We start from the raw sequence: 21,889 nt of genomic DNA, 5'->3' as shown, positions 1-21,889 counted from the left end.
GCTCCCATAGGGTGATTTCCCGGCGACAGCCCCCGCGCGCCCCGCCCCGCACGCCTCCTCGGGTGAACGGTGGACCGGTAGTACCGGACCCCACCCGACTTGGAGCCCGCCGCCGTGACCACCCTGACCACCCCCACCCCACCCCCTCCGACGGCGCCGACTCCCCCGCCGAGCCCTCGCACCGCCGCCCTGCGCCACGCGGCCCCCGCCCTCGCCGCCTACCTAGCGGTCCGCCTCATCTCCCTTGCGGTACTGGCGACTTGGGCCCACCGCCGCCACCACGGCGTCCGCCCGATCCTGGCTCTGGAGTGGGACGCGAAGTGGTACTGGGGTATTGCCACCCACGGCTACACGCACACCCTCGGCACGGCGTACGACGCGAACAACCTGGCGTTCTTCCCCCTGTACCCGTACGTGGTGAAAACCCTCTCGGCGATCACCCCCCTCTCCCTCTCCAGTACGGGCCTGGCCGTAGCTCTCACGTCCTCCCTCCTAGCGGCCTGGGGCATCTTCGCGATCGGCGACCACCTCCACGACCGCCGCACCGGCATCCTCCTGACGGTCCTGTGGGCGGCCTGGCCGGTCGCCCTGGTCCAGTGGATGGCGTACACGGAGTCCCTCTTCACGGCCTTGGCGGCCTGGTCCCTGTACGCGGTCCTCACCCAACGCTGGCTCCCCGCAGCGGGTTTGGCGATCCTGGCGGGCCTGACCCGCCCCACGGGCATCGCGGTAGCGGCGGCGGTCTCGCTGGCAGCCCTGCTGTCGCTACGACACCACCGCTCGCACAAAGCCGCCCTCGCGGTAATCACCGCCCCCCTCGGCTGGTGCGCCTACGTCACCTGGGTCGGCCTGCGCCTCCACCGCTGGGACGGCTACTTCGCGGTCCAACGCCTCTGGCACAACGAATGGAACGGCGGCCAGGAAACCCTGCGCCGCTTCCGCGAACTCCTGGGCCAGGACTCACGACCGGAACTGTTCCTGATCGGCGTAACCCTGACACTGATCGCGGCAACGGCCCTCTACGCACTGTCGATTTGGGACCGCCAGCCGACACCGCTCCTGATCTTCACCGGCGCAATGCTGGCCATCGTCCTGGGCAGCGGCGGCGTCTACTTCCCCCGGGCCCGCTTCCTCCTCCCGGCATTCCCCCTACTCCTCCCGATCGCCACCCACCTCACGAAAGCCTCCCGCCGCTTCCGCTGGCTCGCGCTGGGTACGGCGGTGACAGCATCGGCGTACTTCAGCGCGTACATGGCACTCGTCTGGCCGAGCGCGCCGTAGCCCCGTAGTACTAGGTACCTACTCCCACGGGGGCACCCCTCAGCCGGACCAGGGATATTGTCGGCCGATGCAAAATCGAACGGTGTCAGCCGGAGTCGGTCTCGCGCGGGTGCTGGCGCACTGCGGGGGTGACCCGGCGGCGGCCCTGCGCCATCTGACGAGGGCCATCGCCTCCGCCCCCTCGGATCCCGAGCCCTATACGGTGCTCGCCGAGTTGTGGCGGGACAGGCCGACCGAACTGGCCGGCCTCATGCGGAACGACTCCCTGGAAGCGGTACTGGCGCAGTCGTACATCAGCTTCCTCAAGGGCGACATGGACGGCGCGGCCCTGGCTCTCGGCTCGGTCACGGGCGCGCGGCCCGACATCGCGTGGGGCGCGGCTCCCTGGTTCAGCGACGCACGTTTCCTCGATGCGGTGAGCGCCGACGCGCTGGCCGAAGCCGCGATGCGGACGATGGACTACGGCCACGACCTGGACACCGACAGCATGCGGGAGCGGTTCCAGCCCTGGTTCCACGCCATCGACACGGTCTCCACCCGCCAGCCGCTGCCGGACGCGCTGGCCAAAATGGCGATCCTGCTGCGCGCCTGCGGCCTCACGGACGCGTCATTCACCCTGTGCGACCGGGCGGACACCGTGGAACGCACCATGCTGACGGAGGTAGTCCGAGCGGGCACCTGGCGCAAGCTGGGCGACCCCGAACAAACGGCGGCAGCATTCGAGCGTGCCCTGATCCTGGACCCGACCAACTGGTCCCTTTATCTCGACCTGGCCGACATACGGGTCGAACAAGGCAACTTCACCGCCGCAGTCCAACTGACCACCCAGGGCCTGACCCACGAGCCCACCGAACCCACCCTCCGAGCAGCGAACGCCGCCTACCGCACCCACCTCACCGGCTCCCCCACAGCGCTGACCGAACTCCTCGAACTGGCCCCAAATCTCCCGAACACCGCATACAGAAACGTACTACTCAACCACGCCTGCGCGGCCCCCTCCCTCCCCACCGACCTCGTAGCTGCGGCCCGCCACATCCAGAACAGCTGAAGCTCTACGACGGGCCTACCGGTAGTTACCACCGGTGTCGATGACTTGGTCCCCAACCATCCCCCGCTTATGAGCCTGGACCTACGGAGCATTACCCCGCGCACCCTTTGCCCCTGCACGAGACTTCTTCTTCGCGACTGTCACCTGCCCGTCCAACAGACACTCGACAAGGACCGAACCACCCAGCGGATAAACCCAGAAATGCGGTGCCGCATCAAGAATTTCACGGGCCTGCTGAACGGCCAGGGTCGCGGGCATGGTCACGGTGGGCATCACGAGATTTCCCCAGAAGACGGCGACCTGTCTCCCGTTCTGTAGGTAGGGCGCGAGAATCTCTGCCGCCATCCTCGTCCAGTCATCCTCGCCGTCCCACCACATGCGCTCCTCGAACGGAACGGCGCCCCAGTCAAGAGCCGAGCTCGTGGCGGCCGGGAACCTGCTCAGACTGACGGCTTCCAACTCGCGGCTCTCCGCATGGTTCAGCAGCCGGACCTGGCGATCTCCCCAGCCCTGGATGTCGTTGACGAAGTCCGGAAGATAGTCCGGTCGGCTCCCGTAGGAGTTGTCACTGATCACGCGTTCCGCCTCAGCCAGGGGGTGACGCTCGCACCCGGCCGCCTGATTTCCCACCTCCTCCAGGCCCCCGCCTACACCGAGGCGGTCGTCCGGGAGCAACGCCCGGACAAGGCCGACAGGTCTTCACTCACAGCCCGCCTCCACGGCTGTGAGCGATCCTCGCCGCACAGGCATCGGAAGCCAACATCCAGGTGCAGGTACCACCCAGGAGGCCTCGATCAACTCGGCCCTGCACGACCCCTTCGGCATCCTCGCCTTCCCCGAACCCGTCGAGACCGATGTCGTCTACGCGGACGGCCTGATCGACACCGTCCACTACGAGGAACCGGCCCAGGTGGAAATCTTCACCACCCTGTTCCGCCGCCTCAACTCGGAAGCTCTTCCCGCAGACGAATCCATGGCACGTATCCGCCTCGCCATACAGGAAATGGAAGAAGACTCTTGATAACGCACTTCCCGAACGCTGCAGCCACCGGCTTCGACTGGTTCAAATCGTCACATTCAAGCGGAGACCAAAGTTGCCTGGAGACGGCGGCGGCCCCGGGAATCATCCCTGTCCAGACAGCAAGAACTCGAACGGTCCCGCACTCGTACTCACTCCTTCGGCATGGGTTTTTTCGTTAATCATGCAAAGAAATAGCTTTTATTGAACATTCACCACCCCGCACCCATACAGGACAGAATTAAAGCGATTCATTCAACGCGGGAAGGTGAAAATCACGCGGCTGACCCGGACTCCAACTCGGCCGCAACCCAAATCTCGTCGTCCGCCTCAAGGGTTCCTTGAGCACTAACAAAGAAGACCCCCGAACGATAGAACCCACAGAAAGCATTCACCATTTCCTCAACCGTTTTATACACGATGAGTGATTCGCCACCCATCATGACGTGTACCACTCTCGAATCCTTGAGGGAGGTTCCATGCACGGCTGCGTAGAAGTCTCCGCCACCAGTCGCAAGAAGCGGGGTCCAGTGTTCACCTAGAACTGCTTCATCAATGCCGTACGACTCTCGCACCGCTCGCGCTTCACGCAAGGAGAGCGGCTCATAACCGGGTACCAGGAAAGCGTCGTCCTGAATCTGCCCAGGAAGGTACTCGACGCCGTTCGACCAGCCAAACCATGTGACGATGTCCTCCGGCACAGCACCCCCCAAAACCTCTTCGACCTCGCTCTCCATCACACCGGGTACGCGAGATCCAGCGACTGGGCGGTTGAGGTTCTCCACCTCGGCCCAGAGTCGCTCAAGTGATCGAACGAGCATCTCTCGCACTCTCCTTTCCTTACTGAACTCGAACCGCGAAACGATCACCGTTGCCGACGTTGTTTCTGGTCCAGAACCACCTCAGCAACGATCCATGACTGGATTTTACCGACCCTGGCGAGAGTGTCAGAGTTGCACCCGCGCCACCTTCGAGGGTATGGGCGAACGGATACTCCTCCCATGTCGCATTGGGGGCAAACTGGCGCGGCCTCGGGGCGTGCGCTTGAGCAGCTCGCCTGTTACGCCTCTCCAAGGCACTACTCGTATGCCTGGTAAGGATCGCAGGCGATCCATTCGCTGTCGCCCTCTGCGCATTAAGCGCTTGTGGAGCATGTGTGCTGGAGTCAATCACATGCACGGGCAATATTTCGGTCTCACCTGCGGAATCTACCGCGAATACCCGAGGGTCATCTCCACAGTTATGAACAAGTACCGGAGTGTCACCCGCCAGCACATAGTACGTGTGCAAGCCCTCGACGCTCAGGTCGTAGGTCACCCGCTCTGCGGTGTACGACACCACGTCCGAGATATCGGCCGGAGCGCCCTCACCGTTCTGGAGCGTCTGCCCCGCCTTGAGATCCCCCGCCTGCGTCCACCTGTTCTCGCTGACCTCATAGAACTGGTGATGCTCAGTCGTCTGGATCGTCTTCGGCCCCGACTTCGTGTCGACGACCAGGGCTCCGTCAAGTTCCGTGATTGCGTGGAGGGTTGGCGATCAGGCCGGTAGGGGCGGACAGCAGAGCAGGCACGGGGGTTCGTGATCATTGTGGTGTCGAAGCCAGATGATCACGAGGACGTCCCGTGCCTGCTGTTGCATCTTCCCCTATCCCTGCCGTGCTGGAGAAGCTGGGTCCGCTGGATGCGGACCGGATCGCTGACCTGCGTCCCTACCTCGAATCGGTTCCGGATCCGCGCTCGCGCCGGGGCCGGTGGTACTCGCTGACGGCGATCTTGCTGGTGTGTGCCTGCGCGGCCGTCTGCGGAGCGAAGAGCATCGACGAGCTCGCCGAGTTCGGCGAGCGGGCCACGAACTCGCTGCTGGCATCCCTCGGGGTACGCCGTCACCTGCTCGGCTGGCGGCGCAGCCCCAGGCCGGTCACTCTCGGACGCGTTCTTTCGGCACTTGACGGCGACGCCCTGGACCAGGCTGTGGGCGCCTACCTGGCCGACCGGCACCGCATCACCGCGTCCGCGGAAGTGCCCGAGGCCCGATCGCGGCAGGTCATCGCCGTGGACGGCAAGGCCCTCAGGGGCTCAGCCCGCCTGGCCGCGCCGCGCCGTCACCTGCTCTCGGCGGTCACCCACGACCGCGTCGCCACGATTGCCCAGGTCGAGGTCGGTGCGAAGACCAACGAAGTGCGCCACTTCAAGCCCCTGCTGGCGCCACTCGACCTCGCCGGCACCGTCGTCACCTTCGATGCCCTCCACTCGGTGAAGGCCAACATCACCTGGCTGGCCGAGACGAAGAAGGCCCACTACATCGCCGTCATCAAGACCAACCAGCCCACCGCCTACGCCCAGCTCGCCGCCCTGCCCTGGACGTCGATCAAGGTCCAGCACACCACCTCCGCCACCGCCCACGGCCGCCGCGAGTCCCGCTCGATCAAGACCTGCGCCATCGCCGACAACCTCGGCGGCATCGCTTTCCCCCACGCCCACCTCGCCATCCGGGTCCACCGCCGCCGCAAGCCCACCGGTCGGCCCGAAACCCGCGAGAACGTCTACGCGGTCACCAGCCTCGCCGCCCACCAAACCCGCCCCGCCGACCTCGCCACCGCCATTCGCGGGCACTGGGGAATCGAAAATTCCTCCCACTACATCCGAGACGTCACGTTCGCCGAGGACGCCTCGACCATTCACGCCGGCACCACGCCCCGCGCCATGGCCACCATCCGCAACCTCGCCATCGGCACCCTGAAGATCCTCGGAGCCGACAACATCGCCAAGACCACCCGCGCCATCCGCCACGAACCCGAACGAGCACTCGCCATCCTGGGCATCACCAACACCCCGGACACTCACGGAACTTGATCGAGCCCTGGTCGACGACGACATCGACATAGTCACGGTCCGTCTTGGTGACGATCACTTCCTTGACGCGGTGCTTCTCCTTCTTCTCCTTGCCGGGCTCGGCCGTCAGGACGTAGTCGCCGGCCTTGACCTCGGAGATCGGCTTCACCGTGCCGTTGGCCATCAGCACGCCAGTCAGCCCCGTGAAGCTGTGCGGGACCTTGACGCGGCAACTCGGGCCAGAGGGCTCTTCCGAAGCCGCCTTCTGCTTCCCCTTCGGCCCGTACTTACTGACCGCCGCCCCGAACAGACCCCCCGTCAACGCCCCGAGCGTGGCCGCCTTCGCGGCCCCACTCCCGCTGCACCCTTCCTCGCTCGCCGCACAGGAAGTGCCGTACCCGACCGCCCCCTCGGCCGCGCCACCGGCCCCTCCCAGCGCCGCCCCCTGCGCCACCTTCCCGCCGACACCCGCCAGCAGACGCCCCACCGCGTTCGTGGCCAGACCACCCGCCGCACCACCGAGCGCGCCGGTGAGACCACCGATGGCCGCCGCACCCAGGAACCCGCCCAGGGACTTGGAACCGTCGCTCATCAGGTAGCCGGCGCCATTGGCAGCCGCTCCCGCGAGCGCCCCGCAGGCCACCACACCGGCGCCCGCCGTCGCCGCCGTGCACCCCGCGAAGACCGCCACCCCCACCGCGACCGACACGATCGTCGCGGCATGCTTCTTCACGAAGTTGGCGGACGCCTTCACCGCCTTCGCGGCACCGCTGCCGATCTTCTTCGCGGCCTTCTTCCCCGTCGCGACGGCTTTCCTCGCCACGCTCTTGCCGATATCCGAAAGAACCCGAGCCGTTTTCTTGGCGTTCTGGACGACCTTGTGGGCCTTCCGTTTCACCGCCCGGTACGTCCGCTTGACATACCGCTTGGCCTTTTTGTACGTGTCCTGGACGTACCGCACTTTCTTCTTGACCGAGCGATACACCTGCCGCCCGGCCGCCTTCGCGACCTTCTTGACCGCCGCCACGGTCTTCTTCGCCTTCGTGGCGGCCTTCTTGACGACCGCGGGCGCCCGCTTCCACGCGGACTTCGCGACGCTCTTCGCCTTGGCTTTGGCCTTCGACGCGAGCTTCTTGCCGACCTTCTTGAGGCCGCTGAAGAACCCGTGCCCGGTCGGGTCCGTCCCCGTCATCGGATTCTGGTTGGCGTACGCGTACCGGTTCGCGTTCACGGAATCCGGCAGCGGACTGTTGGACACCGTGTCGCGGCTCAGGAATTGCCCGGCCTCCGGCGAATACCACCGCGCCGCCATATTGACCTTGGCGGTCTCCGGATCGGTCCACCCGGACTGGTAACCGAGATTGCCGACCAGCCCGGTCGAGGAGGTGACCTTCCCGAACGGCGTGTAGCTCGCCGACCCGGACAGGCTCTCCCCGGTGTCCGTGAACTGCCCGACCACGTCGTCGTGGAGGTCCGTCCACACCAGCGCCGACGACACCGGCGTCTTCACGCCCAGCAGCGACCCGTCGGTATTACGGCTGTACGTCGCGGTCCCGTCCGACGCCACATCGTTGCCGACGCCGCTGTACTGGAAGGCGTAGACCTCTGCCCCGTTCTGGTCCTTGGCTCCCAGCACCCGGTCGAGTCCGTCGTACGCGTACGTCCGGTCGCCCTCGCTGATCACCCGGTTGAAGGCGTCGGCCGCGACCGAGGTCTGGGTGCCGTCCTCGGCGGTACTACTCCGCAGGGTCCCTCTCGGGGTGTACGCGTACGACGTGTGTCCGTCCGAGGTGAGCCGGCTGCGCGCGTCGTAGGTGTACGTATCGCCGCCGACCCGGGTCCGGTTGCCGGAGGCGTCGTACCCGTAGACCTCAGTGGCGGTCCCGTTGTTCCACGAGGCCAGCCGGTCCGCCCAGTCGTAGGTGTACGTGTTCGTGGAGGCACCGGCGACCCCTGTCGTCGTCTTCGACGTCAGGTTGTCGTTCTCGTCCCACCCGTACGCGACCGACGCCACCGTCCTGCCGGTCGGCGAGGTCAGCTTGTCCGAGGTCGGCCGGTCCAAGCCGTCGTAGGCGTAGTCCCTCTTGGACTTGCCGCTGCCGTAATCGACCTGTCTGACACGGCTGTTGACGTCGTAGGTGTACGACTGGCTGCTCCCGGTGGCCGCGTCGCCGACCGTCTTGACCCGGCCCGCCGTGTCGTAGGCGTACGTCGAGGTCCCTGAGGCGTCGGTCCGCGAGGTCATCCCGCCGTCGCCGTCGTAGGCGAAGGAGGAGTCGCCGGACGGGCCGGACGCCGACAGCAGGAGCCCCCGGTCGTCGTAGGTGAACGTGTTCCTTCCGGCGTCGGTGCCCGTCACCGAGGTGACGCGGTCGTCGGAGTCGTAGGTGTACGTGTGGTCGGCGGTCGCCGCCTCCGCACCCGTGCCGGTCTGTTTCACCAGCCGGCTCTTCGCGTCGTACTCCTGGGTGACGACGACTCCACCCGGCGACCGCTGCTCGGACGGGCGTCCGGCCGCGTCGTACACCGTGGTGAACGTGCGGTCCGCGAGGGCCGGATGGGACGGCGTGGAGGGTTCGATCGCCGACTCCGGCAGGCCCCACGCGTTGTACGTGGTGATGTACGGGTTGCCCCGGCCGTCCGTGTACCGCGTGAGGTTGCCCGCCGCGTCGTACCCGTAGGACGTGGTGACCGACTCGGTCGCGGAGACCGGCTCGACCGACTTCGTGACCAGGCCCGTCGCGTCGTACGTGAGAGTGGCGGTATGACCCCGGGGGTCGGTCGCCGTCACCGGGTTGCCGGACCGGTCGTAGGCCGTACGGCTGGTGCGCAGCACCAGGCCGCCCGCGTCCACGTCGCTGACGGCCGTCAACTGGCCGTATCCGTCGTAGGTACTACGGGTACTGGTGCCGTCCGGGTCGGTCGCGGTGAGGACCTCGCCGTCCATCGTGTACGTGTACTTGGACGTGTTCCCGGCGCCGTCCGTGGCCTCGGTGACCTCGCCGAGCGCGTTGTACACGTAGGACTGCGTGACCCCCGTGGGGCTGACGGTCCGGGAGAGGTCGCCGCCGGGCGCGTCGTACTCGTTGATCGCCGTGTACGCCCTCTGCGTCGGCTGGCGCACGATGTCCGTACTGGTCAGCTCGCGTCCGAGGTAGTCCCAGGTGGACTCCTCGCGGGCGCCGCCCGGCCGGGTCGCCGACAGCAGGTCGCCGTTCGGGGTGTAGGCGAACGCCGACTTCCCGCCGCCCGGTTCGGTGACCGAGGCGAGGTCGCCGAGCTGGGTGTAGGTGTACGTCGTGCGGTTGCCGAGCGGGTCGACCTCGGCGGTGACCTGGCCGAGTTTGTTGTACTCGTTCCAGGAGGTCGCCGTGACCGGTGTGGTGGAACCCGGCGGGGTGTAGCCGGGCAGGGTGGTCGAGGTCTCCTGGCCGTCCGCGTCGTAGGCGGTGACGACCTTCCGGCCGCTCGGGTCGTACGTCTCCGTGACCTCGCCGAAGGTGTTGTACCCGGTCATCGAGATCGGACGGATCAACTCGGGTGCGCCGCCGTCGTGTTCGGCGTTGACGGCCGGTTCGGTGACCACGGTCTGCTGGGCCGCCGTGTCGTAGGCGTAGTCGGTGGTGTTGCCCGCCGGGTCGGTCATCGAGGTCGGCAGGCCCCGCTGGTCCAGCTTCCAGCTCGTCGTGCGGACCGAACTGCCGGACGCGGGAAGGGTGTTGCCGTACACCGCCGACACCTGCGCGGCGGTCAGCGCCTCGCCGTAGACCTGGACGTCGGCGATCTGGCCCTGCGCGTTCTCGCCGTAGGCGCCCTGGTAGAGGCGGCGGCCGAGCTGGAGCGGGCCGGTGGACTCCCACGGTGTGGTGAAGGCGGCGGTGCCTGCCTGGGTGCCGTTGACGTACAGGCGCAGCGCGCCCGCCAACTGGTCGTAGACGCCGGTGAGATGGGTCCAGGTGTTGGTGGTCACCGCCGAAGTGCCGGAGGACGCACGGGTGATGGTGGGGTTGGCGACGTCCGCGGAGTGCCGGTTGAAGGTCCAGCCGGCGCCGGTGGCGTAGTACAGCTGGAAGCCGCTCGCGACGTCGCCGTCCTGCGCGACGAAGGTGCTGTTGGCGCTCGTCGAGCCGAGCTTGACCCACGCCGAGACGGTGAAGCTGCCGCTGGTGTTGACGGCCGGTCCGTCCGCCTTGCCGTAGGCGTTCGCGGTCGCGTTGAAGACCGCCGCGCCGCCCTTTTCGGTGGAGCGGGTGACCGAACTGCCCAGTGTCACCTTGTTGTTGCCGCCCGAGGAGTCCCCGGCGGCGAGGCCGCTGGTCTCGGCGAGCTTCCAGCGGGCGACGGGTGCGGCGGTGCCGTCGTGGACGGTGGTCCCGGTGACGTTGCCGAGGCGGTCGTACCGGGTGTCGCGGATGTCGGTGTCGGCGGTCGCCGGGTCGTACTCCGACTCTGTCACGACGTTGTCGTCCGGGTCGTAGGCCACCTTCGTGGTGCGGCCCGCGCCGGCCGGGTCGAGCACCGAGGAGGTGACGCGGTCGGCGGCGTCGACCTCGAACGTGGTCGTGGTGCGGCCGTCGTTGGTGATCTGCCGGGTCAAGTTCCCCGCCAGGTCATAGGTGTTGGCCTGCTCGACGAACTGCTTGCCGGTCGCCGGGTCCTTGCGGACCACCGAGGCGGTGAGGCCGTCGTCGGTGTAGGTGTACGCCGTGACCCAGCCCATCGCGTCGGTGAGCGAGGCGAGCCGGCCCGCCGGGTCGTAGGCCCGGGACTCCTGGACAAGGGTGGCCGGCGACTGCGGGTTCTGCGGATCGCCGGTGTAGTCCAGCAAGTTGGTGGTGAGGGGGCGTCCCTCGGCGTCGTAGGTGTAGGTGCTGACGTTCCCCCCGGGGTCGGTCTCCTTCACCTTGTTGCCGTAGGCGTCGTACTCGTACGAGGTGACGCCGCCGCCCGGATCGGTGCGCGAGGCAAGGCGGTTGTAGGGGTCGTACGTCATCGAGGTGATGCGCGCGGTGTCGCCGCCGCTGAGGTCGGAGACCGTCTGCGAGACGACGTTGCCGTCCGCGTCGAAGGCGGTGAACGTCCTGGCCCGGTGCTCGGCGCCGCTGACCCGGTTGGTGACGGCCGGGCTGGTCTCGGTGAGGACCTGGTCGTTCTTGTCGTACGTCCAGGAGGTGACGAGCCCGTCCGGCTGCGCGTCGGAGACCTCCGTACGGGACAGTTGGCGGCCGAGGCTGTCGTAGGTGTACTTGGCCTTCGCGCCGTTCGCGTCGGTGGTCTCGGCGAGGTCGCCGTTGGCGTAGTAGACGTACTTGGTGCGTCTGCCGCCGGGTGTGGTCACCGTGTCGACCAGACCGGCGGGGGCGACGGCCGTACCCCCTTCGGCGGCGACCGTGCCGGAGGTCGTGTAACTGGTCGTCGCCGTACGCCCGTTGGGGTGTCCGGCGACCGGCGGGCCGGTCACCGACAGGAGGTTGCCGCCGGTGTCGTACGCGTAGCTCGTCAGGTACGTGGTGTCCGTCGCGGACGAGGAGCGCGCGTCCCGTTCGGTGAGGAGCAGGTCGTTGCGCGGGTCCATCGCGGGGAACGCGGTCGTCGAGTCGGGGTAGTACGTGTAGTACTCGGTGGCGCACCTACCGGCGGCCGTGTCCTGGCAGTCGGTCTGGGAGACCGTGTTGCCGCGGATGTCGTGGCCGGTGATGCCGCGGTTGCCGTTGGCGTCGGTCACCGTGTGCAGGAAGCCGGAGGTGTCGTAACCGTACGTCGTGCGCTTGCCGTTGGTGTCGATCGCGGCGAGCAGCCGGTTGCCCAGCTCGGCGTCGTACACGTAGGTGAGGGTCTTGTCGGCGGGGTCGGTGAGCGTGACGGTGCGCACCGGGGCGACGCCGGAGGACGCCTTGTACGCGGACCAGTGCTGCCCGACCTGATCCTCCGTCAGGGAGTGTCCGTACGCGGCGACTTCGGCGATCGAGCCCTTGAAGTAGCTGACGTCGCCGGGTGAGCTGACCCAGCCGCTCTTGACGAAGCCGGCCCCGACGAACGTGCGGGTGTTGGACTGGTCGTTGACGCCGCTGGTCAGGTCGGCCTGCTTGGCGCCGTCGACGTACAGGGTCTGGGTCGTGCCGTCGGCGGTGAGGACCGCGTGGTGCCAGGCGTTGTCGTTGACCGCACCCGTCGACCCGAACGCGGCTCCGGCGTTGCCGCCGCTCCACCAGTGTCCGTGCAGCTTCCCGTCCGCTCCGACGTACAGCAGCGGACTCCAAGTACCGGCCGGCGTCGAGAGGTTGGGAGGCTGCGACTGGTCCGAGAGGAGCACACCCGGGCTCGCGGTCTTGAACCACAGTTCGACAGCGCGCGCCGAGGAGCTGTGCCAGGGCGTGAACGGTATCTCCGCGTACGACGAAGTCCCGTTGAACGTCGCGGCAGTTGAGTCTCCGGCGCCGAACGGCCCGGCGGCGCCCTGCGTGACGGTGTTGTACGTGCCGAACCCGGTGTGCACCTCGTTCGCGGCCTCGGGTGCGCCGAGGGTGTCGCCCAGCCGCCAGTACCCGGTCGGCGCGGACCCCATCACCGCCGAGCGGTAGACCTGCGAAGAGCCGGTGACGGTGGGGGTGTTGAGCTTCCAGACGCCGCCCTCGCCGTCGGTGACCCGCTGCACGAGGTCGTCGGTCTTCCCGTACTCGACCTGTGCCTGGACCTTCCCGTTCGGTGTGGTGATCTTGTCGAGGAGCCCGGCGGACCGCTTGGCGGCCTGGTACTGGGCGGTGATCACGGACGGGTCGAGCGGCTCGGAGTAGATCGCCGCCTCGGCCATCTGCCCGGTGTAGTGGCCGAGTTGGTCGTTCGTGTTCATCGCGGGCCAGCCCTGCGTGTTCACGCCCGCGCCCAGCGAGATGTAGGGCTGCTCCCAGTCGTTGATGGCCCCGGTCAGCGAGCCCTGGGCGACGCCGTCCAGGTAGAGAGTCTGACTGCTGGCCTGTCCGGTGAGGACCGCGTTGTGCCACTGCCCGTCCGTGACGGTCGCCGAGGAGACCGCCGTGGGACTGCAACTCGGCGACATGGCAAGGCAACCGCGCAGCTTCCCGTCCGTGCCGACGTACACCGCCGGGGTGTTCTTCGTCGTGCTGGCGACCGGATCGGCGTCGCTGAGCGGCTTGTCTCCGTAGTAGAAGAGCACCCCGCCGGCGGTGGTCGTCCTGAACCAGAGCGAGACGGTCATGTAGGACGGTGTCGCGCCGGGTGCGGACGGCATCTCGACGTAGGACGTCGTGCCGTTGAAGGTCGCCGTGGTCTGCGTCGAACCGGCGAGGAAGGCCGAGCTTCCCAGGGTCACGTTGCGGTAAGTACCGTTGTAGCGGCCCTGGTTGGTGTCGACGGAGTCCTTGGCGACGCCCGTCCCGCTCGCCTCGCCGAGCCGCCAGTAGGCGTACGGATCGGCGTCCAGGACCGTGGTGCGGTAGTGGTTGCCGGTGGTGTAGCGGTACACCGTGCAGCGCGACTGGTCGGCGGGCGGGCAGACCGACGTGAGCTGGTCGCCGGAGTAGCCGTACTTCCAAGTCTGCGTGGACGACGCGTCGTTGGGGTCGGCGGGTGCGGTGAACACGGTGTCGACGTGCGCGGCGGTAGCGCCGGTGGGGGTGGTCCAGGTCAGTGACAGGGACCGCTTGGCCGTGTCGTTCGTGATCTTCGTGAGCTGCTTGGCCGTGTTGTAGGCGAACGTCTCGCCGCGGCCCGCGTAGTCCTTGATCGCGGAGATCGCGTACGTGCCGGCCTTCGCGGTGGTCTGCTTGAAGGCGTACTCGGTGAACTCCTTGTCGGTCAGCGTGTATCCGCCGCCGGAGACCGCGAGCAGCCGAGCGTACCGGCCGAGCGGCGGCTGGAAGGTGCCGTCGCTGTTGCGACCGAAGGCGACCTGCTCGCCGCCGGGGTAGGTGACGATCACGCTGGTGACCACGCCCGAGGGGTCCTTGGCCTCGGCGGCCTTCATGTCGGCGATCGTCGACCAGCCGGCACCGAACGCGCCGTCCGTGCGCGGGTCGAGGCTGTTGTAGGAGCGGTCGATCTGGAGGGAGGGGCCGACGACGTCGAGGTCCGCGTCGGTGTCCTCGGTGGTGTAGTTGCCGTCCGAGGGGTCGAACTCGTGGCCGTCCGTGTTCTGCGCGAGGCCGGAGGTGACCGGCGGCTGCGGCACGGCGGTGGTGAAGCGGCTGGAGTACGTCACTTCGTCGTAGCCGTCCGAAACGCCCACGTACCAGGCGTAGTTCTTCGACCACTTCAGTTTGCCGGCGGGTATCTTCCAGCTGCTCTTGGCGAGGCTGCCGGAGGTGACGACCGGGGTGGTGCTCGCCGAGTCGGCGTCGTACACCTCGAACTCGTAACTCAGCGCCGTATTGGGCCACTTGTCGGCGTCGCTCGCGTAGACCAGCAGCTCCGGCTGGAGCGTGTTGGCCTGGAAGTTCTCCGGCGGGTACTGCGCGTTGACCTGCGGCTGGGTGTTGGCGGCGTAGGTCAGGTCCAGCGAGGGACGCCAGGCGGCGGTCGCGGAGTTGTCGGAGTGGAAACGCTTCCAGTGCAGTCCGTCACCGGTCGGAGCGGCCATCGCCAGGCCGTAGTTGGCGCCGCCGGTGGCGACCTGCGTGAACCAGGACGTCGACAGCGTCACCGGCATCTTCACGCCGACGTCGACGCTGCCGTCCGGGTTCTTGCAGGCGGCGCCGGGGTTCACGGACGCGGTGCCGATGGCGGTGCCGACCGTCGGGCCGGGGTAGGTCGTGGTCGTCGACGGCACCCACGCCTGGGTCACCGGGTACACCGAGAACGGCGTGGGGTCGCAGACCGAGGCCCACAGCGCCCACACGTTGAGGGTCGCGGCGGACACCTTCTGTCCGGCGATCTTCGAGGCCAGCGAGGAGAACTGGAGGAAGGAGTTGGCCTTGTTGGTGCCCGCGTCGTACGAACCGACCTTGATCTGCGTCTCGGTGGAGCGGTTCAGAGCGGCGTCGCTCTGCACGTACGTCCCCTCGCTCGCCGAGACGACGGTCGTCGGGTCGACGGTCACCGGGTAGACCCGCTCGGGGTCGTCCAGCCAGCTCCGGTCGGCGGTCATCCGCAGCGCCGACTGCCCGTCCACCGTGGTCAGTTCGTACGACACCTGCGCCGAACGCGCGCCCTCGCCGGAGCGCGGGTCGGTCTTCGAGTCGACCATGTAGGCGTGCGGGACCGTCGCGGCGACCTTGCCGTCCGCGCCGGTGAACTCGACGTCGCCGGTTTCGGCGAGGCGCGGGGTCAGCCCCTCGGCGTCCAGCCTGAAGAGCCAGGAGTTCGCCGCGGCCGGCGAGTTCAGGACGAGGTTCTCCTTGAACCCGTCGGCGATCGGCACGAGTTGGACGTCCGTGCCAGGGACGACCTGCGGGTAGACGAGGGTGCCGTCGGCGTTCTCGACCGCCGTGACCTGCCGTGCGCCGTCCAGGGTGTACGACAGGGCGCGTCCGTCGCCCAGGGAGACGGAGGCCAGTGCGGCGTCGTTCGCGTGCGCGGCGAACTCGACGTCGAGGGAGTTGGCGTCCTGGGTGTACCGGCCGTCCGCGCCTTCCACCAGGCTCGTGTCGATCGGCTGCCAACTGCCGTCCGGTCCCTGGAAGTTGGTGCGTCCGGTGTAGTGGCGGACCGTGGTGGAGCCGTCCGCGTTGACGAAGTGGTCCGAGGTGGCGGTGGACTTGGCCGCGTCGCGCTCGCTGGTGGCGGGGTCGAAGCTGCCCTCGGTGGGGGCGGCGGGTCCGGTGGTGACCTGCTCGGTCTCGGCCACCGGCCGTTCGTACGGGTCGAGTTGACCCTGGCCCTCACCGGCGGCGCGCCCGCTGCCGCCGTCCGCGCTGGTGGCCGCCGTGGAGGCGATGTGGCTCTTGCCCTCAGCGGTGCCGCTCGCCTGGTCGGGGGTGTCGAGCGGGGAGGTGTTGGCCCAGGCCCACAGGACCGAGAGCGACAGCTTCGGCATGCTCAGCGCCGGGAGGGTGGCACCGTTCGCCGCCGCCGTTTCGGTCGTGAGCATGAACGAGAAGAAGACGAGCACCGAAAGAGCGATCGATCTCAGCCTGTGTCTACGCATGTCCCGCCCCCGCAAGATCCCCTACAGAACTCCGAAGGGCATCCCCAAGGACGAACAAATGTTCACTACAATCTCGGCAATTTTGTTCGATCTTTGCCAATTGGTAGGAACCTGCGGGCACTTCACACCATCGCGCCCCGAATCCCCTTCACCACCGCGCTCTTGAGGCCCTCCCCGGGCCGTACGACGGTGATGTTGTCCCGTGCCGCCTCCCCGTCGCCGACCACGAGGAACGACACCGAGGGGTGCTGGCCTGCGGCGGTCTCCGCGGCTCGTACCTGTGGGGTACCCACGGCCAGGACGACGTCGCACTGCCGCTGGACGAGCCCGTTCACGAACGGTCGCGCGTTGTCGGCGGTCTGCTCCCCCGTGACGGGTACGTAGGTCACGCGAGCGCGGGTCTCCTTCGACGCCTGCTGCATGCCGTCCCACACGGTCGCCGCGACCGTCCCGCGCGCGATGCCGTCCGCCCCGGTCAGCAGGCACGCGTCGAAGTCCCGATACTCCCGCGCGCGCGTGTCGGGGGGAGTGCTCGTGGTCCCCTCGTCACCGCCGCCGAACAGCGCGAACCCGATCGATCCGAGCATGGCGAGCGCGGCGGCTCCCGCCACCCAGCCCCGGTGCGCCCTAAGCCGTCGGCCGACGACACCGAGCACCCGTCTCCCCCGCCCGGGTACGACACGCTTCGCCCCACCCCGGGCACGCCACTGCCGCCGAGTTTTGACCACGGCTCCCCCTAGCTCTCAAGTCGCTGGGTACACCCTCCCCCAGGGGTACGTCGTACATACATGCGAGAGATCGCCATGCGGTATGACGCGGAGCGGGCGAGCCGCGTGAATTACCCCACCGCCAGCAGAATCACCAGGACTACGGCCCCGGCGACGACGGGTCCCAGTACCTCCCACGCCCAGCGGACGCTCACCTCGGTCGGGGCGTCGGTGGACTCGGTCCCCGGACGGTAGCCCTCGTGCAGGGACCGCAGGTCCGCCATGGAGCGGTCGCCGGAGGCGAGGTCGTCCCCCGTGTCGACGTCCGTCGTACGCATCCCGGCGCCGAACAGCGACATCCCCCCGCCGGCGCTGCCCCGAGCGGCGCGGCGTGTCGCCTTCTTGCGGCCCCGGAGGGAGACCGGGATGGCCCAGAGCTGGAACTTGTCGCCCGCGTTGCTGACCGCCTCGTTCGTGTAGTTCGAGCGGACCACCGCGACCTCGGACCAGGGGAGGACGATCACACGGAAGGGGTTGCGGATGCGGAGGCGTTCCTCGTTGGCGTACACCGCAGGGCGGATCGTGAAGGCCGCCACCAGGGGTACGGCGAGCAGGAGCGCCGCGAGCGCCAGCCACGGCGTGCGGCCGTGCCCGACGACGACCGCGTCGATGCCGAGCCAGCCGCCGATGCCGAGCAGCAGGACTCCACCGACGATGCCGGCGGGTGAGCGGTAGACGCGGTCCGGGTACGCGGGACCGGAGGGCTGCGGCTCGTGTGCGGGGGTCGTCATGCGCCCGATTCTGCCCGAAGGGTCTCCCTGGGCCATCTCAGACCCCAGTAGGGGGTACCCATCCCCCGGAGGAGCCAGTCGCGGGCCTCATACCCAGGAGCCACCCCGGCGTCATACCCGTAGCTCCCCGGAACTCCCCGGAGCCCCCTGTAAGGCCCACCGGCCCTATACATCCGCTACGCGCGTAGATATGCTCATCTGGTGACCATGCCCACCACTGCACCCCCTGCTGCCCGCTCGGCGCTCGCCGACGTCGCCGCGTCCGACAGCACGCTGCGGCGCTTCCTGCACGGCCTCCCCGGTGTCGACGCGGTCGGCCTGGAGGCCCGTGCCGCCTCGCTCGGGACCCGTTCGATCAAGACCACCGCGAAGGCGTACGCCATCGACCTGGCGATTTCCATGGTCGACCTGACGACGCTGGAAGGCGCGGACACCCCCGGCAAGGTCCGGGCGCTCGGCGCGAAGGCCGTCCACCCCGACCCGACCGACCGCACGACGCCCGCGACGGCGGCCGTCTGCGTGTACCCGGACATGGTCGCGACCGCGAAGGCGGCCGTCGCCGGTTCCGGCGTGAAGGTCGCGTCGGTGGCGACCGCCTTCCCCGCCGGCCGCGCCGCGCTCGACGTCAAGCTGGCCGACGTCCGTGACGCCGTGGCCGCCGGTGCCGACGAGATCGACATGGTCATCGACCGGGGCGCGTTCCTCGCCGGGAACTACCTCAAGGTGTACGACGAGATCGTGGCCGTGAAGGAGGCGTCCGGCGCCGCCCGGCTCAAGGTCATCTTCGAGACCGGCGAGCTGTCGACGTACGACAACATCCGGCGCGCGAGCTGGCTGGGCATGATCGCGGGCGCGGACTTCATCAAGACGTCCACCGGCAAGGTCGCCGTCAACGCGACTCCCGCGAACACCCTGTTGATGCTGGAGGCGGTGCGCGACTTCCGCGCGCAGACCGGCGTACAGGTCGGGGTGAAGCCCGCGGGCGGCATCCGTACGACGAAGGACGCGGTCAAGTTCCTCGTGCTGGTGAACGAGACGGCCGGTGCGGACTGGCTGGACAACCACTGGTTCCGTTTCGGCGCCTCCTCCCTCCTCAACGATCTGCTGATGCAGCGTCAGAAGCTGGCCACCGGCCGCTACTCCGGTCCCGACTACGTGACGGTGGACTGATTCCCCATGGCTTTCGAGTACGCACCCGCACCCGAGTCCCGCTCGGTCGTCGACATCGCGCCGTCCTACGGCCTGTTCATCGACGGCGAGTTCACCGACGCGGCGGACGGCAAGGTTTTCAAGTCCATCTCCCCTTCCACGGAAGAGGTGTTGGCGGAGGTCGCGCAGGCCGGTGAGGCCGACGTCGACCGCGCGGTCAAGGCCGCCCGCAAGGCGTTCGAGAAGTGGTCCGCGCTGCCCGGCTCCGAGCGCGCGAAGTACCTCTTCCGCATCGCCCGCATCATCCAGGAGCGCAGCCGCGAACTGGCCGTCCTGGAAACGCTGGACAACGGCAAGCCGATCAAGGAGACGCGGGACGCCGACCTCCCCCTCGTCGCCGCGCACTTCTTCTACTACGCGGGCTGGGCCGACAAGTTGGACCACGCAGGGTTCGGCCGGAGGACGACAAATGGGCACAGCGGGGCCAACCCGCAGCCGCTCGGCGTCGCCGGTCAAGTCATCCCGTGGAACTTCCCGTTGCTCATGCTGGCGTGGAAGATCGCGCCCGCTCTCGCGACCGGCAACACGGTCGTCCTGAAGCCGGCGGAGACAACTCCCCTGTCCGCGCTGTTCTTCGCCGACATCTGCCGTCAGGCCGGTCTCCCCAAGGGCGTCGTCAACATCCTTACGGGGTACGGGGATTCGGGCGCCGCGCTCGTCGCGCACCCGGATGTCAACAAGGTCGCCTTCACCGGCTCGACCGCCGTCGGCAAGGAGATCGCCCGCAGCGTCGCCGGTACCCGCAAGAAGCTGACGCTCGAACTCGGCGGCAAGGGCGCGAACATCGTCTTCGACGACGCGCCGATCGACCAGGCCGTCGAGGGCATCGTCGACGGGATCTTCTTCAACCAGGGCCAAGTCTGCTGCGCAGGAAGCCGGTTGCTGGTCCAGGAGTCCATCCAGGACGAGCTGCTGGACGCGTTGAAGCGCCGCCTGTCCACGCTGCGCCTCGGTGACCCGCTCGACAAGAACACGGACATCGGAGCGATCAACTCCGCCGAACAGCTCGCGCGCATCACGGCGTTGACGGAGCAGGGTGAGGCGGAGGGCGCCGAGCGGTGGTCGCCCGCCTGTGAACTCCCGTCCTCCGGTTACTGGTTCGCGCCGACGCTCTTCACGAACGTCACGCAGGCGCACACCATCGCGCGCGACGAGATCTTCGGCCCCGTCCTGTCCGTGCTGACCTTCCGTACGCCGGACGAGGCCGTCGCCAAGGCCAACAACACCCAGTACGGCCTCTCCGCCGGTATCTGGACCGACAAGGGCTCCCGCATCCTCGCCGTCGCGAGCAAGCTGCGCGCGGGTGTCATCTGGTCCAACACGTTCAACAAGTTCGATCCGACCTCGCCGTTCGGCGGTTACAAGGAGTCGGGTTACGGCCGCGAGGGCGGTCGCCATGGCCTGGAGGCGTACCTCGATGTCTGACCGACTCACTGTGTTCAAGACCTACAAGCTGTACGTCGGCGGGAAGTTCCCGCGTTCCGAGAGCGGCCGGGTGTACGAGGTGACGGACTCGAAGGGCAACTGGCTGGCCAACGCGCCCCAGTCGAGCCGCAAGGACGCCCGTGACGCGGTCGTCGCCGCGCGCAAGGCGTTCGGCGGGTGGTCGGGCGCGACCGCGTACAACCGGGGTCAGATCCTGTACCGCATCGCCGAGATGCTGGAGGGGCGCCGCGAGCAGTTCACGCGTGAAGTGGCCGAGGCGGAGGGGCTGTCGAAGTCCAAGGCCGCGGCTCAGGTGGACGCGGCGATCGACCGGTGGGTCTGGTACGCGGGGTGGACCGACAAGATCGCGCAGATCGTGGGCGGCGCGAACCCGGTGGCGGGGCCGTACTTCAACCTCTCCACGCCCGAACCGACCGGCGTGGTAGCGGTGTTGGCGCCCCAGGACTCGTCGTTCCTGGGCCTGATCTCGGTGCTGGCCCCGGTCATCGCGACCGGCAATACGGCCGTGCTCATCGCCTCCGAGAAGTCCCCGCTCCCCGCGCTCTCTCTGGGCGAGGTCCTGGCAACGTCCGACGTCCCGGGCGGAGTTGTGAACATCCTCTCCGGCCGCACCGCCGAGATCACCCCGTCCCTGGCCTCCCACCAGGACGTCAACGCGATCGATCTGGCGGGCGCGGACGAGGAGTTGGCGAAGGAGCTGGAGATCGCGGCGGCGGACAACCTGAAGCGCGTCCTGCGTCCACAGCCTGTGGACTGGAACGACCCGCAGGGCACGGACCGCCTGACGGCGTTCCTGGAGACGAAGACGGTCTGGCACACGACGGGTTCGCTGGGCGCGTCCGGCTCCGCCTACTGACGGTTGCTCAAACGGCCCTGCGGCAAAGGCATTTGCCGCAGGGCCGTCGCACTCTCACGGGGTACCCGCGTTCACTGAGCGCCGGCGCCCCGAGGCTCCCGGAACCCCCTCATCCCTTCAGCAACCCCGCCACCTGCCCCACCACCGGCAACGACCCGATCGACTGCGCCTGAGCCACCGGCCCGGTCAGTGCCTGGGTCGCGATCGGCTGGAAGTCGGCGAGTTGGGTGCCCGCCCCGTTGTCGAGGGGGTCGACGCCGGTGCCGGCGAGGGGGTTCGGCTTGAGGGCGGTCACCGCGCCGGTCGCGTACGGGAGTGAGCCCAGCGCTCCTTGGAGGCCCGCCTGGGGGTCGATCTGGCCGACCGCGGAGGGGTTCGTGCGGACGGCGTCGACGACCGGCTCGTCGGCGGCGGCAGCCACCCCGGCGCCGGCCCCGAGGGCGACCCCTGCGGTCGCGAAGGCGGCCAGCGCGCGGCGGCCGGTTGAAGAGGAGGGGACGTTCTCGTGCTGAGGCATCTCGCTGCCACCTTTTCGATGCGGGGAGTAATCGAGTCGACGCAGAGGGTAGTTGAAGGGCGCCGTACGCATCAAAGGCGACC

The 21,889-nt window shown here is 68.3% G+C and carries 14 protein-coding genes; 7 read left to right on the top strand and 7 right to left on the bottom strand.

Going from position 1 to position 21,889, the window contains the following annotated elements; genetic code table 11:
* The first annotated feature begins 114 nt into the window (after positions 1-114).
* A complete protein-coding gene (locus tag J8M50_RS30115) occupies positions 115-1,281 on the top strand; it encodes a putative hexosyltransferase (RefSeq protein WP_010354559.1) in 1,167 nt (388 codons plus the stop codon).
* 82 nt (positions 1,282-1,363) lie between these two features.
* Positions 1,364-2,329, top strand: coding sequence for a tetratricopeptide repeat protein (locus J8M50_RS30110; RefSeq protein WP_029183966.1), 966 nt, complete (start codon positions 1,364-1,366; stop codon positions 2,327-2,329).
* Between the two features lie 81 nt (positions 2,330-2,410).
* Here the strand turns inward: J8M50_RS30110 and J8M50_RS30105 are convergent, their stop codons facing one another.
* A complete protein-coding gene (locus tag J8M50_RS30105; protein WP_100216777.1) occupies positions 2,411-2,905 on the bottom strand; it encodes a hypothetical protein in 495 nt (164 codons plus the stop codon).
* A gap of 148 nt (positions 2,906-3,053) precedes the next feature.
* On the opposite strand from J8M50_RS30105, the gene J8M50_RS30100 reads away from it, so the two are divergent.
* Complete coding sequence (locus tag J8M50_RS30100) at positions 3,054-3,350, top strand: Scr1 family TA system antitoxin-like transcriptional regulator (RefSeq protein ID WP_010354556.1); 297 nt, start codon at positions 3,054-3,056, stop codon at positions 3,348-3,350.
* Positions 3,351-3,622: 272 nt separating this feature from the next.
* Here J8M50_RS30100 and J8M50_RS30095 read toward each other — a convergent pair whose 3' ends face one another.
* Complete coding sequence (locus J8M50_RS30095; protein WP_141655589.1) at positions 3,623-4,177, bottom strand: SMI1/KNR4 family protein; 555 nt, start codon at positions 4,175-4,177, stop codon at positions 3,623-3,625.
* Between the two features lie 10 nt (positions 4,178-4,187).
* Positions 4,188-4,844, bottom strand: coding sequence for a NucA/NucB deoxyribonuclease domain-containing protein (locus J8M50_RS50190; RefSeq protein ID WP_368431535.1), 657 nt, complete (start codon positions 4,842-4,844; stop codon positions 4,188-4,190).
* Between the two features lie 158 nt (positions 4,845-5,002).
* Between J8M50_RS50190 and J8M50_RS30085 the strand changes: the two genes are divergently transcribed.
* Positions 5,003-6,199 carry an ISAs1 family transposase gene (locus J8M50_RS30085; RefSeq protein WP_079187963.1) on the top strand — a complete coding sequence of 399 codons (1,197 nt, stop codon included), beginning with the start codon at positions 5,003-5,005 and terminating at the stop codon, positions 6,197-6,199.
* On the opposite strand, the gene J8M50_RS30080 is transcribed toward J8M50_RS30085, so the two are convergent.
* The 3 genes from J8M50_RS30080 to J8M50_RS30070 all read right to left on the bottom strand — a co-directional run bounded on the left by J8M50_RS30080 (position 6,168) and on the right by J8M50_RS30070 (position 17,778).
* Positions 6,168-16,280, bottom strand: coding sequence for a LamG-like jellyroll fold domain-containing protein (locus J8M50_RS30080; RefSeq protein ID WP_100216714.1), 10,113 nt, complete (start codon positions 16,278-16,280; stop codon positions 6,168-6,170). The two genes, J8M50_RS30085 and J8M50_RS30080, sit on opposite strands and share 32 nt — an antisense overlap.
* Positions 16,281-16,402: 122 nt before the next feature.
* Entirely contained in the window at positions 16,403-16,936 is a 534-nt protein-coding gene (locus J8M50_RS30075; protein ID WP_141655562.1) for a type 1 periplasmic-binding domain-containing protein, read from the bottom strand.
* Between the two features lie 182 nt (positions 16,937-17,118).
* Positions 17,119-17,778, bottom strand: coding sequence for a PH domain-containing protein (locus tag J8M50_RS30070; protein ID WP_010352564.1), 660 nt, complete (start codon positions 17,776-17,778; stop codon positions 17,119-17,121).
* Positions 17,779-17,985: 207 nt separating this feature from the next.
* On the opposite strand from J8M50_RS30070, the gene deoC reads away from it, so the two are divergent.
* Genes deoC through J8M50_RS30055 form a run of 3 tightly spaced genes read left to right on the top strand, consistent with a single transcriptional unit; the run spans position 17,986 to position 21,289 of the window.
* Positions 17,986-18,948, top strand: a complete 963-nt coding sequence (deoC, locus tag J8M50_RS30065) for a deoxyribose-phosphate aldolase (protein ID WP_010352563.1) — start codon at positions 17,986-17,988, stop codon at positions 18,946-18,948.
* Positions 18,949-18,954: 6 nt separating this feature from the next.
* Positions 18,955-20,412 (top strand): aldehyde dehydrogenase family protein, encoded by a 1,458-nt coding sequence (locus J8M50_RS30060; RefSeq protein ID WP_010352562.1) that lies wholly within the window; start codon positions 18,955-18,957, stop codon positions 20,410-20,412.
* Complete coding sequence (locus J8M50_RS30055) at positions 20,405-21,289, top strand: aldehyde dehydrogenase family protein (protein ID WP_010352561.1); 885 nt, start codon at positions 20,405-20,407, stop codon at positions 21,287-21,289. Before J8M50_RS30060 ends, J8M50_RS30055 begins: the two co-directional genes overlap by 8 nt.
* A gap of 109 nt (positions 21,290-21,398) precedes the next feature.
* On the opposite strand, the gene J8M50_RS30050 is transcribed toward J8M50_RS30055, so the two are convergent.
* Entirely contained in the window at positions 21,399-21,806 is a 408-nt protein-coding gene (locus J8M50_RS30050) for a hypothetical protein (RefSeq protein ID WP_010352560.1), read from the bottom strand.
* Between the last annotated feature and the right edge of the window lie 83 nt (positions 21,807-21,889).

This window comes from Streptomyces acidiscabies (assembly GCF_020010905.1).
GTDB classification, from domain to species: Bacteria; Actinomycetota; Actinomycetes; order Streptomycetales; family Streptomycetaceae; genus Streptomyces; species Streptomyces acidiscabies.
The sequence above is the reverse complement of the archived record's forward strand: the minus strand, read 5'-3'. Positions and strand labels throughout refer to the sequence as shown.